The sequence below is a fragment of the Paenibacillus endophyticus genome, assembly GCF_014192395.1.
Lineage (GTDB): Bacteria > Bacillota > Bacilli > Paenibacillales > Paenibacillaceae > Pristimantibacillus > Pristimantibacillus endophyticus.
Genome location: NZ_JACHXW010000023.1, coordinates 1 through 13140, shown reverse-complemented (window position 1 = coordinate 13140; position 13140 = coordinate 1). Strand labels below are relative to the sequence as shown.

Genomic DNA, 13140 nt, shown 5'->3' with positions numbered 1-13140 from the left:
AGGGAATAATGATGAAGCAGCTGCTTCTTGTTGACGACGACGCAAATATAAGGACGCTCCTTCGGTATTTCATGAGCAAAGAGGGCTATCAATTGCACGAAGCGAAGGATGGATTGGACGCGGTCAAGCTGATGACTGAGACCCCTATTGACCTAGCCGTTATTGATGTAATGATGCCTCGAATGGATGGTCTCGACCTATGTGAGCATATTAGGCAAAATTACGATATTCCGATCATTATGCTCACTGCAAAGGATCAGCTATTGGACAAGGAGCAAGGTTATTTGCGCGGCACGGACGATTATGTGACGAAGCCCTTCGAGCCGGAGGAGCTGGTATTCCGGGTCAAAGCCCTTTTTCGCCGCTATAATCGCACCTCCAATGACATCATTCGGATGAACCGAATCGTGATTGATCGGAGAAATATTGAGGTATCCGATGGCCAGTCCATCCTTTTTCTGCCGATGAAGGAATTCGAGCTTCTCTCGCAGCTCGCACAGTATCCAGGACGGCTGTTCTCGCGCGATGAACTGATTCACCTCGTATGGGGAGCGGACTACGAAGGGGACGAGCGCACGGTTGACGTCCATATTAAGCGGCTGCGCCAACGCTTCGCCGAATACGCGGACGATTTCACGATTCAGACGGTGCGAGGGATCGGCTACAAGGTTGAGGTGAAAGAACGTTGAGATCGCTGTACTTCCGGGTCTTTCTCATGACCATTGCAGTTATCCTCTTCAGCAGCATGCTGAGCTTTCTGTTAGCGAATACCTACTACCATGTGAAGCTGAAGCCCTTTAATGATAAGAAGCTGATCGTTATTGCGCAGCAAATGAAGGCTTATGTAGAGAGGGATCCTAACAGCTTGGAGACCTATTTGCAAAACGCCGCATCGCTAGGCTATCAAATCTATTTAACTGACGGTCAAGGCGTTGATCGTTTTTTTGGGCACAGCTTCCGCGAGCAGGATTTGGACGTGCATGCCAGAGAGCTGGTGCTTAATGGCGGCTTGTACCATGGCGTTGCCGAGTTCCCGAACAAACCGTTTATCTCCGGCTTTTTCGATAATTCATTAAGCAATACGGTCGGGACAAGCGTCCACTTCAATAATCACAAGTATGCTTTGTTCATTCGCCCGGATGTGATTCTGCAGTTCGGTGAATTGCGCATATTTTTTGCCATCATCGTCCTGCTTACGATCGTCATCAGCATTATTTTATTTTTGTTCAGCACAAGATATTTGGTCCGTCCGATTGCCCGTCTATCTGATGCAACCAAACGCATTGCCCAAGGCAGCTATAACTTAAAATTACCGACCAATCGACGTGATGAAATTGGGCAATTAGCCGAGCATTTCATGACCATGAGCCGTGAGCTAGAGCGAGTCGACCAGTCACGTCAACAGTTTGTCTCGAATGTTTCGCATGAAATTCAATCTCCGCTCACTTCGATTCAAGGATTCGCTAAGGTGCTGGCCGAGCGTGATCTCCCGAGGGAAGAACGTGAGCGTTATGCATCGATTATTGAGGGAGAAAGCCGGCACCTGTCCTTGCTCAGCAAGCAATTGCTATTGCTCTCTTCACTGGAACAAGGGCAAGAGACGATCCACAATAAGACATTTTCACTGCAAAGCCAAATCCGCCAAGCCGTTCAAGTGCTGCAATGGCAGCTAGAGGAGAAGGAGCTGCTGATTAAAATTTCCGTTCCTGCTGCCATTATGCTTCGCGGGGATGAGGTGCTGCTTATGCAGGTGTGGATGAACTTGCTTAGCAATGCAGTAAATCATATTCCAAGCGGAAGAACCATTGAGATACGTGCCGCGCAGACGCATTCGCAATGCGTAATCCATATTGCGGATACCGGCAACGGCATTGCCGTAGAGCATCTACCGTTCTTGTTCGACCGTTTCTACCGAGCCGATCACTCACGTGATCGTTCCTCCGGTCGAACGGGACTGGGTCTTGCCATTGTAAAGAAAATCGTCCAACTCCATGAAGGCAGCATAGAAGTGACCAGCTCTGCCGAGGGAACGACCTTTACAATTGAATTTCCCCAACTGTAACATGCCATTCATTCGCCGTTCATTTTCGCTTCCTATACTTAGGTCATTACGAAGGAGGGAAGCAACATGTATTTGGCTATTCGGGAAATTAGATTCTCTAAGGCTCGCTATACGTTAATCGCAACCATTATGGTGCTGGTAGCATGTCTAGTCTTGTTTGTCACCGGGCTTGCACAGGGGCTTGCCTATGATAATGCGGCTTCTATTAAGAATATGGCTGCCACTCATTTTGTCTTGGAACAGCATGCTGAGCACCGCCTCACCAGATCTCAGCTCGATCAGAACCAGTTTGAGGAAGCCGGCTTAATCGTAGGAATAGAAAATGCAGAGCCGCTTGGTGTGAGAGTGACAACGGTCAGCCCCTCTGTCGATTCATCCAAAATAGATGTCACTCTGCTCGCGGTGAATCCGCAGGGCTGGCTGGCACCCGCCATAACAGAAGGCTCACCGCTTTCGGATCAGCTAATAGGGCATGTTCTCGTTGATGACAAGCTATCTGATGTTGGCGTCAAGCTTGGTACAATCCTTGTGGATCAAGCTTCGGGTATCAGATGGACAGTAAACGGATTCGTGAAAAACGAGTCGTTCAGCCATACGCCGGCCGTTTTCCTCAATCAACAGGATTGGCTTAGCCTTCAAGTGCAGACTGCAGCTCATGAAGGAAATGAATCAGCAGATCATCCCTCATACAATGCGATTGCTATTAAAACAGCCAACGAAAACGTTCAGAAGCTTCAGGCTGCGCTTTCCCATACGGAAGTGATTAAGAAATCCGAGGCAGTGTCCGCGATTCCCGGCTACAAAGAAGAGCAAGGCTCGCTCATGATGATGATTGTATTCTTGTTTGTTATTTCCGCTTTTGTACTGGCCGTATTCTTTTATGTCATTACGCTTCAGAAAACGAGTCAATTTGGTATTTTGAAAGCGATGGGTGCACGAACTGCTTATTTGGTTAGAAGCGTGGCGCTGCAAGTGCTCATCTTATCTATCAGCAGCCTGGTCATTAGCGTCCTGTTGGTGCAGCTGTTTGAGATCGTATTGCCAAGCTCGCTGCCCTTTCAGTTAGGCTTCACCACGCTCGCCATTACCTGCCTGTCCTTTGTCATCATGTCGCTGGCTGGCTCCCTGTTCTCGGTGTGGAAGGTCGCCAGAATTGATGCCCTGGATGCGATTGGGAGGACAGCAGCATGAGAAACCGACTTGAATTGCAAGAAATCACGCGGACTTTTGAAGATGGCGGTACCCAGAGGACGATTCTGAATCAGCTTAGCCTTGAGGTTGCCGAAGGCGAGCTGGTCGCTGTTATGGGCCCTTCAGGCTCTGGCAAAAGCACATTTCTATCCATAGCAGGAGCGCTTCTCGAGCCAACGAGCGGTCATGTTCTGCTCGATGGGGAATCTATCGGCGGTAAAAGCAAACAAGAGCGTTCGGAAATTCGGCTTCGGAAAATAGGCTTTATTTTTCAGAGCGCCAACTTAATTCCTTACTTGAAAGTAGAAGAACAATTGATGCTTGTAGCCATGCTTGCCGAGATGGATAAGGCAAAGGCACTCAAACGAGTGAGAGAGCTGCTCGATAAAATAGGATTGTCTCACCGACGAAAGGCCTACCCAGAGAAGCTGTCTGGCGGGGAGCGGCAGCGGGTCGCTATTGCAAGAGCTTTAATGAATGACCCGGCTGTCCTGTTTGCAGATGAGCCAACAGCAAGCTTGGATGCAGCACGAGGGCTCGATGTAGTAAGCATGATTGCGAAGCAAGTCAAGGATCAGGGAGCGAGCGCGGTTATGGTCACGCATGATGACCGGGTTTTACAGTTATGTGATCGCGTGCTTTATCTAGAGAATGGGAAGCTGAACCGACAAGCGTAAGCGGCTGTTGCCGTCCGATGGCGGCTAAGCTTACGTTTCGCGTAGAAATATAGAGAAAGTTGGAGAAATAATACACTTTCCTATACATCAAGCGTAAACAGCTGTTGCCGTCCTCTGTGGCAAAAGCAGTCGTTTCGCGGAGATTTATAAGCGCATTTATAGGTGAAAACATGTAAATGCTTATATATAAATAAAGCAACCTCCACGTCACCTAAGTGTGCCGTGGAGGTTTTTAATTTGATGCTGCTGGCTAATTCGGATAGGAAGGATTAATAACGGCTTGGCCGCGATGCGTCTCGCGTTCACCCACTGCATTCGGGTCCAGCACGCTGCGTATTTGGTCATAGCTGAGTTCAAAGGACGGGTTGAACTCCTCCGATGCCGCATATTGCTGCAGGCTATGAAGAAGCTGGCGTACCTCCGGCTTATCTTGCTGGCCAATAAGATCACTTGCGCATATGAGCAGGCTTCCCTTGCCCACCTTAGCTTCAACGATCAAGCCGAGCTTATGATTGCGCTCAAAGTTGTCAATGACCTGCACGAGGGGGCGGAATGCTTCCGGCCATTTATCCAGTATAAGCGAATGGGAATGTATCAGAATCGGCCACCACTGCCAGTTGCTATGAAACTCGGTTGGAAAGGCCTTGAACACGGGATGCTTCTCATCACATAAGATTCCGAGCGTTCCCGGTGCAGGAGCCGCGTCTTTCCCCTCGCAGATGGATCTAAACATAGGATAACACCAGAAGTCCGATGCGAACGCTCCATCGATATGAGAGGATAGCTGCTCTTGGTGGGGAATGAGCAAAACACGTCCGCCCTCTTCGAGAATATCGCTTGTCTCTTGATCGAATGACCTGCGCAAGTGAAATTCAGCTTGCGGCTTGGCTTCAACCTGCGCCGACGGATATACCCAGATCGGATAATGATTCGTGACGTCGCTGCCCTTCCATTTCAGCGCAAGTGTAAGCTTAGCGGGAGCCTCTGCTGCGGACAGGTCGATCTGCAGCGTACCCACGTCTTCCAAAGTGCCTTGCCGAACATGCTTGGCCGCCGTCACTCCAGCCTCGATTAGTCGGTCTCCTTGCTTTAGCGACCACTCCAGCTGTACGGCTTCAAGCGATTCAGACCCGTAATTCGCGATCTCCAGCTCAGCGACTAATGTCTCCTCCGTTGTGTACGTAAATTTCGGAATCCTTGCCAGCAGAACGATTTCCGAGCAAAACTCGCGCCACTTCTCCGGTTCTATGAAGCCCTTGGAATCCATGAACGCGTCCAATACGCCAACCAATGCCGTTCCTTGACCGGGAAAGTCCTGCAGATCAAGCAGTTGAAACCCGCCGAAGCCCGGCGTACGCAAGGCGGCTTCAATCTCTTCGCGGTAGCATATAACCGCGAGCTGTCCGGATGCCCGAAAAAATTGATCGGCTTGATCAAGCATTCCCGCGGCCTGAAGCCGTTCGCGAAACACTTCAAAGTTACGTGCCTTCAGGACGCCTGTGTATTTCTCTATTTCGCCAAAGTTCGGGAAGGATTGATATTGGCCAATTTCATGGCTAATCGTAGGCACTTGAATGTCCGGAAGGTTGTCCCGATAGTCCGTAACGGTTGAAGGGTAGCTGCCTTGCACATGTCCAAGCGGCAAGTCCGCATGGGAGAACGAAGCTCGAACCATCGATTCGCCATGCCCTGTTCGCATGGTCACCCAGAAATCGGAGTCTTCCGAGAAAGCCGGCGCCCAGAAATAGTTATTCGCCCCTTCTGCGTATAAGCGCCTGTTATCTTGCTCCCGATATTCCTTCAACAGGCTCGACATGGCGTTGCGACTGCCATGCAATTCGTTGCCGAGTGTAAACAGAGCAAATGACGGGTGATTGCCATAAGCCTTTAATATGCGCAACCCTTCCTCACGCAAATAGTCCGATCTCGCCTCATCATAGCCCTCATCCGCAGGATCTTGAAATGCGCCCCAATACGGCAATTCAGGCTCGAAATAAATACCTAGCAGATCTGCAGCCATGAATCCCGCTTCCGGCGGGCAGCAGGTGTGGAAGCGATAATGATTAATGCCGTAGGACTTAGCGACAGACAGCACCTTGACCCATTCTTCCACCGTCATCGGCGCATAGCCGGTTAAAGGAAAGGCCAACGCATCATGTTTTCCCCGCAGAAATACTTTACGGCCGTTATTCGTGAATTGTGTGCCTTCCGTACCGAACTGGCGCATGCCAAAGCTGACAGATTGCTCATTCCGATACGTCTGCCCGTTAGCATTCGCCTCCAGACTTACAAGCAAGCGATATAATACGGGGTTAAACTCATCCCACAGCATGATATCTTCGCCGAGCTCATAGTGCAGTTCAACAGACTGTATGCCCGGTACGGAGCGAATGATAGCCGTCTTTACTCCAGCTGCAGCATTTCCGTTTCCTTGGATTGCCCCAACCATGTCTGCTAATGCGATGGATAGATTAGCATCCGCATTGCCCATCGTATCGTTGATCACTTGAAACCTGAGCTGAACGGACTTGTTGCCAGCATCGGGGAATGCCTGGACGTTGTCTATTCGGATCAAATCCGATGCTTGAATCTCTATTCTGCCAAGCAGTCCGTTCCAGTTCGTCTGCGTATCGGGTGATGTCATATGACCGCCTTTTATCGGCAGGCCGCTGTTATCGACCAATATGGTTAAGGTATACATGCCAGGGGCCATGATCCCGAATTCATAAATATGCGGCGCGCTTACGCTGTTCTGCATGCCTTGCAGCTCATCGCCAATCCAAACATGCGTCACTCTTGTCCGCTCCACGTACAGCTGGATATGCTTGCTCGCCCATTCTGCTTTGATTTCAATCTCGCGTTGGTACCACGCATAACCGTTCAGCGGATAAGCCTCAGTCAAATGGGCTATTTCTCTAGCCGTATTATATTCGCCTTTTTGATGTTCCGAGGTTGTCCCTGGCAGCTGTATGTGATCCTGCAGCCGCTCGTTATACCATTTATGATCGACGCCTTGCTTCGCCTCGTCCAAGCTAAATCTCCACGTTCCCGCAATTGACTCTATTATCATTTTTTCAAATCCTCCAGCTCATAGCATATTTCTTAATGGTAGTCTCTATATTCTTGCGGCGTATAGCCCGTCGTCTTCTTGAACAAATAGGCAAAATAAGCGGAGGTCTGAAATCCGACCTGCTCCGACACTTCGTACACTTTGATGCTCGGATTGTTAAGCAGCTCTTTGGCTTTGTTCATTCGCGTTTCCTGAAGGAAATCTGATATTGTTTTGCCCATTTCCTTCTTGAACAGCACGCTCAAATAACTCGCATTCAGATGATGGATTTCAGCGATTTGCTTCACTGTAATATGTTCCTGGAAATGTGTCTCCAAATATTCAGTAACCTTGCCGATTAGATTATGCCTTTGGCTCGCTTCGCTCTTCTTTTCATTAGCCATATGGCGTTGAACGTAATCAAGCACAACCTCGCGAATTTGCGCCTCGCTTCTGCAATCGATAAGCTTCTGCCACATCTCCAAATTCATTTCCCCGCCAAGCTCTTTGTTCCATGTCTGCTTACGGGCCAGTTCACTGAGCAATGCCATGCCAAACGCCTGCACATACGTAAATAGCGTAGAAGATTGAGGCAGCAGCATGTCAAACACGTTATTCACGTAGTCCACGACCTTATGGGCATCGGCAGCGTCCTCCGTCAGCTGTATAATCTCGGGTATGATCTCTTCACGCAGACGAAATTGTTGAAATTCCGATTCGTCCAATCGATCGTAATGCAAGATTTGCCCGCCCTCCATTAAGCGGAATCTCGCCATCATGAATTTCACTTCCTTATACAACGACGGCACATCTTCCCAAGCCGTGCATACCCTGCTACTGCCGATGGTGACCGTTGAACCGTATTGCTCATGCATCACGTTCTGAATGAAAGCAAGCTGTTTCTCGATTGACGCTCGTTCAAGCGGGCTTAGATTAATATGCAGGGCGACAATTTCATCGGTACCGGTCTTTGCGACATAAACATGGTCATAATCGCTTAAGCCAATATGGACCGTTTTCAAAAATCCGTTGCTGATCACAACCCGCTCCCTTGCATCCTGCACCGAGGAGTGAAAGTGATCATATCCTAAAACGATTAATCCGATTTCTTGATTGCTTGCGGGAAGCTCCAGCAGATTGCCCCATGAATGCAGCATTTCAACCTGAATGTCTGCTACCCCAATCACATCGGATACGAATCGTTCTCTAACGATATCGAGGCTGCCGGATACTTTCTGCTGCAGCTCCTGTGCTTGATTCTCGATTTGCTTCAGCTTCGTAAGCGTCTTCCGAAATCCGGTCAGCTTGCTCTCAACCTCTTCTACTTTAATCGGTTTCAATACATAGGCTTGCGCCCCAACGTTCATCGCTTCCTGTACGAATTCGAATTCGTTGTAGCCGCTGATCATAAGCACTTGAAGCTGCGGCTGGCTCGCTTTAGCCTTTGCAACAAGCTCAATTCCCGTCATAACAGGCATAGATACATCGGAGATCAGCACATCGATAGAAGCATTCTGCAAGATGTCGAGCGCCTCTTGACCGGACTCTGCGGTGAAAGGCATATCATAGCCCAGCTCCTCCCACTTGATATAACGCACAAGCCCCTGAATATGGGTCGGCTCATCATCCACGATCAACGCTTTTAACAACATCACATCACCTTCCTAATCTGCGGCCTATGAACGCTTGCAGGTATCCTGATGGTAACCGCCGTCCACTCATTCTCCTTGCTGTCTATGGCAAATTCATGCTTATTCTCAAAATAGAGCTGGAGCCGCTCGCGAATATTGGCCGTGCCGTAGCCGTTGCCGTTCCCCACCTGTTTGCCTAATCGAATTTGCTCCAGCATCTCGCTGGGGATGCCTATCCCGTTATCGAACACCTCAAATCGAATATGGTCTTGCTCCAGCTGCGCCGAAATGCGGATGACGCCGTCCTTTCTGCCTGTAATGTTGCCATGCAAATAACAATTTTCCACAATAGGCTGCAATAACAGCTTGATCGTATACAGGTCCAGCAGCTCCGGATCAATATGCCATTCAATGGACACCCTGCCCGGATAACGCATCTCTTGAATGTCCAAATAAGCTCTTACATGCTCAAGCTCGCCCTTTATTTGTATGACATTAATTTTATTGTCCAGCGCCAGTCGGTAAAAGGCGGTCAGTGCATCAATGGTTCGCAGCTGCGTATCGTCTTGCAGATCCAGCGCTCGCCATCTGAGCAGACTTAACGAATTGTAAATAAAATGCGGATTGATTTGTGCCTGCAGCGCTTTGAACGATTGCTCGCGTTCCTTGAGCTTCGCCTGCGTGATGTCTTCAACAAGCATGCCTAGACGGCCGGACATTGAATTAAACAAAATTTCCAGATCGCCAAGCTCGTCTTTAGCCGTGTTGCGGATGCTGACATCGAATTGGCCCTGGCTGACATCGTACATGCGTGTTCCAAGCTTGTGAATACGCCATACGACATTTTTCAGCACCGTCATAATCAAAAAAATAGAACAAAGCAGAAATAGAAAAATAACAGCAATAATGCCGTACAAAATCGTCTTGGACTGACGCTCCAGCTGATCCATCTGAATCAATGCGGCAACATGCCAATTCGAATCAATCGACCTTACTATAAGCAAATTGCCATCTACCATGATGCCATCGGACGAGCCCGCTTCCTCCCATTGATGGTTCAGCATCGTGGACTGCCGCTTCAATCCGATTTTTTCCGGATCGGAGGAAACGATAATCGTGCCGGAATCGTCAATAATTGATAATTCGCCTGAACCGCTAAACGGCTGATCAAACAGATTGCCAAAAACCGATTTATAGTCTAGCAGCATATAAATAATGCCCTGCAAATTGCCGGTCGAGCTCATCACTTTATGAGAGATGACAAGCTTGTCTTTGTTCACGTTGCTCCATATCAACGAGCTGGAAGCCTTGCTCGTTTGGGTATACCAATCCGTCTCATTCAGATCAGGCTGCAGGATGCGCCCCTCTGGCTTCCACAGCAGCCGTCCATCCTGCACAAGCATCGGATTCGTGTGATAAATTCGGAAATCATCGATACCCGGTAAGTATTTACTCGTATATACAAATGAACGGTCTACGTACTCGACCGTGTTCAGCTGCTCGAACATATCCGAGTAATTACGGCTTAGCCGCGAGATCAGCTCTCCATCCGTTGCCGTACGCGTAGCAAGCACATCGTAGCTTTGCTTGCGGAATTGTATATTTTGAACGGTTTGGCGCATCGCTTCATTAATGGTGACCAAATAATTGTCCCTGAAGCTTTCAAGCGCAAGATAACCCGCTACAATGCCTAAAAAAATGGTTGGAACAAAAATAATGGCTCCATACAAAATTAATATTTTTCGGCGCAGGTTCATTTTCTGGGTGTACTTGATAACGATTCGTTCAAGGCTGCGGCGTAATTGCATCGTATCCCTCCTTTCCGTATTGTAATCGTATTCGTAACAATGGAAAAGGGAGCAACCTCCCAGAAGGGGTTGCTCCATTTATGGTTTACGGCTAGCCTTGCTCTTTCAACAATACTTCATATTGCTCCTGCCATTCTTGCTTCACTTCAGTCCAGTGCCCACGTTTCTCAAGGGCATCGCGGAAAGCCAACCAAGTTGCTTCAAACTGCTCGTCGCTTTTGGACATGATGAATTTCGCTCTATACTCTTTGCGAATATTTTCGAGCTCAGGCAAATATTTCTCCAGCAGACCGCCTGCCTTCGCTTTAACCAAGTCATAGGTTTGCGTGCTGCGCACGGCGCCCATCTGTCCTACCGTTGCCGTGAATTCCGACGTTTTTTCATTTCCGACTTTTTCGCCCGTGCCGTAATTCCACCACGGATACCAGTCGTTGTTATAGGAAGAAATCATGTAAAGTTCTGGCGTTACTTTCGCTTTCTGTGCAGGCTCGCCAGAATTACGCGCTTTATCATATTCTGCATCAATATAACTCCATCGACCTAGCGGCTGATCGATCCAGCCCCAGAACTTTCCTTCCGGTCCTTCGTTAATGACTTGCTGCTGTTCCGCTCCAGGCTTAAGCGAGTAATCAAGAAACTTCAAAACCGCCTCTACATTTTTGGAATCTTTGCTAATGTAGACGTCATATCCTGGATACGGATTGATGACCGTGTTCGCGCCTAGCTTCTCGACGCCCTCTACCTTAGGGAATGGAATGACTTGATAGAACCAGCCTGGCTCAGTCGGGCCGTCCAGTGTCTCCCAGATTGAATTATCCACATTAAAGAAGGAGCCTACGTTCATGGCTACGCGTCCAGCTTTGTTTTTCTCTTTGTAGCGTTCCTTTTTATCGGTTACGACCTCTGGGTCCACCAGATTGGAACGATACATTTTATTCATCCATTGGTAAGCCACTTTATACTGTGGGTCGTCATACAAGAGAACAAGGTCGTCACCCTTCTTCTCTACCGGGATAATACCGCCTCCCGTCGTTACGCCAAACGTGCTCAAAACCGTATTTTCATCGTTCCAGCCTGCCGTATCATTAGGATCCATTAAGAAGCTAAGTGGTATAAGCGGCTTGCCTGACGCGTCTTTTTGCTCAGCGGCTTTTTTCAAATATGCTTCAACGCCTTCAATCGTAGCCAAATCCGCTGTGGTCATTCCCGCTTTCTCAAGCACGTCCGTACGGACAAGCCATGTTTGCGATGCCCAGCCCGGCCATGGATTATCTGGATTTTGATCGAACCAGGTTGGAATGGACCAAATATGCCCATCCGCATCCTTCATTTGATCCAAGTATTCCTTAGGAATCGCTGCAAGGTTGGGATATTGATCAGGCATATCGAAATATGGCTCGACTGACATAACTTTATTGGAGCGAATCATCGCTGCTTTTACGATTTCACTGCGGTTGAAGACCGCTGCATCCTCGAAGCCGCCCGTATTCAGCTTCAAGTTAAGCGCCGTAACGGCGTCACCTTGCGTAGCCTCAAGCACAACTTCAATGCCTGGCTCCGTTTCCTTCCAATTTTTTTGGACGAGGCTATCATTATTAACCGTTGCTGACCAGCCCAGCCATAGATTGAATTTGTTCGAGCCTTTTGTCGTTTCCGTTCCGCCTTGTGCCGCATTCGTGCTTTTCGGATCGTTCTTGGATGCATTTGAACCGGAACATCCTGCGATCACAGAAACCAATACGACCGCCGACATAGCCATTAAACCGGTCTTCTTTACCCATTTGCTCTGCATGCTTCTTTTCTCCCCTTTTCGCTTGCCTAAATAACGGTATGTGATGAAGCCCAAATACCCTCAAAGTAACGGCTCTTATCCTTTGACAGAGCCGATCAATACGCCCTTCACGAAATACTTCTGAAGGAACGGATACACACATAGAATCGGAATCGCGCTCACCATTACGGTTGCCATTTTGACTGACATGAGCGTCACGTTCTGCATTTGCGAACCTCTGGCTAGTGCTTCCTGATTCGAGTTCGAGCCCAAGATGGCTGACATATCCTGTGCCGACAATAACTGCTGGAGAAACGTTTGAACCGGAATAAGATCTTGCTTGGTGACGTAGAATGCTCCAGCGAACCAATCATTCCAATGGCCGACTGCGGTGAACAATCCGATTGCCGCAAGCATCGGCTTCGACAGCGGAACGATGATTTGGAGCAATACGCGGAAAGGTCCTGCACCGTCCAGCTCCGCCGACTCGACAAGCGCCTCCGGAATGCCCTGAATGAACTTCAGCATGACAAACATATTCCAAGCCGAGAACATGCCGGGTATGATATACACCAAGAAGTTGTTAATAAGCCCCAAATTATAAAGCTGAATATAGAGAGGCACAAGTCCTCCGCTGAATAGCATCGTCAGCAAAATATAGCTTAGAATCGATTTGCGGAATGGAACCTTCGTATACGATAAGCCGAATGCCACCATCAGCGTAACCATAAGGCCAGCTATTGTACCTGCAATCGTACGCAATATCGTAATGAGATAAGCGTGCTGAATCACTTCGTTGCCGAGTACGATTTCATAGTTAATCAGCGTGAATGCCCTTGGCAGCAAGTATACGCCGCCCTTCGCTGCGTCGGTTCCCTCATTCAGCGAGATCGCCAGCATATAGGCGAACGGATACAGCACAGACACACATAGCAGAATCATGAGAACGAC

9 protein-coding genes are annotated in these 13140 nt (G+C 48.7%); 4 read left to right on the top strand and 5 right to left on the bottom strand.

The window, feature by feature from the left end; translation table 11 throughout:
* Window positions 1–11 precede the first annotated feature (11 nt).
* The 4 genes from FHS16_RS26180 to FHS16_RS26165 all read left to right on the top strand — a co-directional run bounded on the left by FHS16_RS26180 (window position 12) and on the right by FHS16_RS26165 (window position 3930).
* Window positions 12–689 carry a response regulator transcription factor gene (locus FHS16_RS26180; protein WP_183569936.1) on the top strand — a complete coding sequence of 226 codons (678 nt, stop codon included), beginning with the start codon at window positions 12–14 and terminating at the stop codon, window positions 687–689.
* Entirely contained in the window at window positions 686–2062 is a 1377-nt protein-coding gene (locus tag FHS16_RS26175) for a sensor histidine kinase (protein WP_183569766.1), read from the top strand. Before FHS16_RS26180 ends, FHS16_RS26175 begins: the two co-directional genes overlap by 4 nt.
* Window positions 2063–2128: 66 nt before the next feature.
* Window positions 2129–3253, top strand: a complete 1125-nt coding sequence (locus FHS16_RS26170; protein ID WP_183569764.1) for an ABC transporter permease — start codon at window positions 2129–2131, stop codon at window positions 3251–3253.
* On the top strand, window positions 3250–3930 hold the full coding sequence (locus tag FHS16_RS26165; RefSeq protein WP_183569762.1) for an ABC transporter ATP-binding protein: 681 nt from the start codon (window positions 3250–3252) through the stop codon (window positions 3928–3930). The genes FHS16_RS26170 and FHS16_RS26165 overlap by 4 nt, the downstream gene beginning before the upstream one ends.
* 250 nt (window positions 3931–4180) lie before the next feature.
* Here the strand turns inward: FHS16_RS26165 and FHS16_RS26160 are convergent, their stop codons facing one another.
* From FHS16_RS26160 to FHS16_RS26140, 5 genes are all read right to left on the bottom strand, one after another.
* Window positions 4181–7000 carry a DUF8487 domain-containing protein gene (locus FHS16_RS26160; RefSeq protein ID WP_183569760.1) on the bottom strand — a complete coding sequence of 940 codons (2820 nt, stop codon included), beginning with the start codon at window positions 6998–7000 and terminating at the stop codon, window positions 4181–4183.
* A 32-nt stretch (window positions 7001–7032) separates the two neighbouring features.
* A complete protein-coding gene (locus FHS16_RS26155; protein WP_246431976.1) occupies window positions 7033–8631 on the bottom strand; it encodes a response regulator transcription factor in 1599 nt (532 codons plus the stop codon).
* The gene (locus FHS16_RS26150; protein WP_183569758.1) at window positions 8631–10418 is read right to left on the bottom strand and encodes a cache domain-containing sensor histidine kinase; all 1788 of its coding nucleotides are present in this window, start codon (window positions 10416–10418) and stop codon (window positions 8631–8633) included. The genes FHS16_RS26155 and FHS16_RS26150 overlap by 1 nt, the downstream gene beginning before the upstream one ends.
* 91 nt (window positions 10419–10509) lie before the next feature.
* Window positions 10510–12210 (bottom strand): type 2 periplasmic-binding domain-containing protein, encoded by a 1701-nt coding sequence (locus FHS16_RS26145; protein WP_183569756.1) that lies wholly within the window; start codon window positions 12208–12210, stop codon window positions 10510–10512.
* A 75-nt stretch (window positions 12211–12285) separates the two neighbouring features.
* A partial coding sequence (locus tag FHS16_RS26140; RefSeq protein ID WP_183569754.1) for a carbohydrate ABC transporter permease occupies window positions 12286–13140 on the bottom strand: 855 nt, incomplete at its 5' end.

What these genes read in the sequence shown, in the direction of transcription:
- FHS16_RS26155 (WP_246431976.1), bottom strand. Translation starts at nt 8,631, where the DNA reads ATGTTGTTAAAAGCGTTGATCGTGGATGATGAGCCGACCCATATTCAG.
- FHS16_RS26150 (WP_183569758.1), bottom strand. Translation starts at nt 10,418, where the DNA reads ATGCAATTACGCCGCAGCCTTGAACGAATCGTTATCAAGTACACCCAG.
- FHS16_RS26165 (WP_183569762.1), top strand. Translation starts at nt 3,250, where the DNA reads ATGAGAAACCGACTTGAATTGCAAGAAATCACGCGGACTTTTGAAGAT.
- FHS16_RS26145 (WP_183569756.1), bottom strand. Translation starts at nt 12,210, where the DNA reads ATGCAGAGCAAATGGGTAAAGAAGACCGGTTTAATGGCTATGTCGGCG.
- FHS16_RS26170 (WP_183569764.1), top strand. Translation starts at nt 2,129, where the DNA reads ATGTATTTGGCTATTCGGGAAATTAGATTCTCTAAGGCTCGCTATACG.
- FHS16_RS26160 (WP_183569760.1), bottom strand. Translation starts at nt 7,000, where the DNA reads ATGATAATAGAGTCAATTGCGGGAACGTGGAGATTTAGCTTGGACGAG.
- FHS16_RS26180 (WP_183569936.1), top strand. Translation starts at nt 12, where the DNA reads ATGAAGCAGCTGCTTCTTGTTGACGACGACGCAAATATAAGGACGCTC.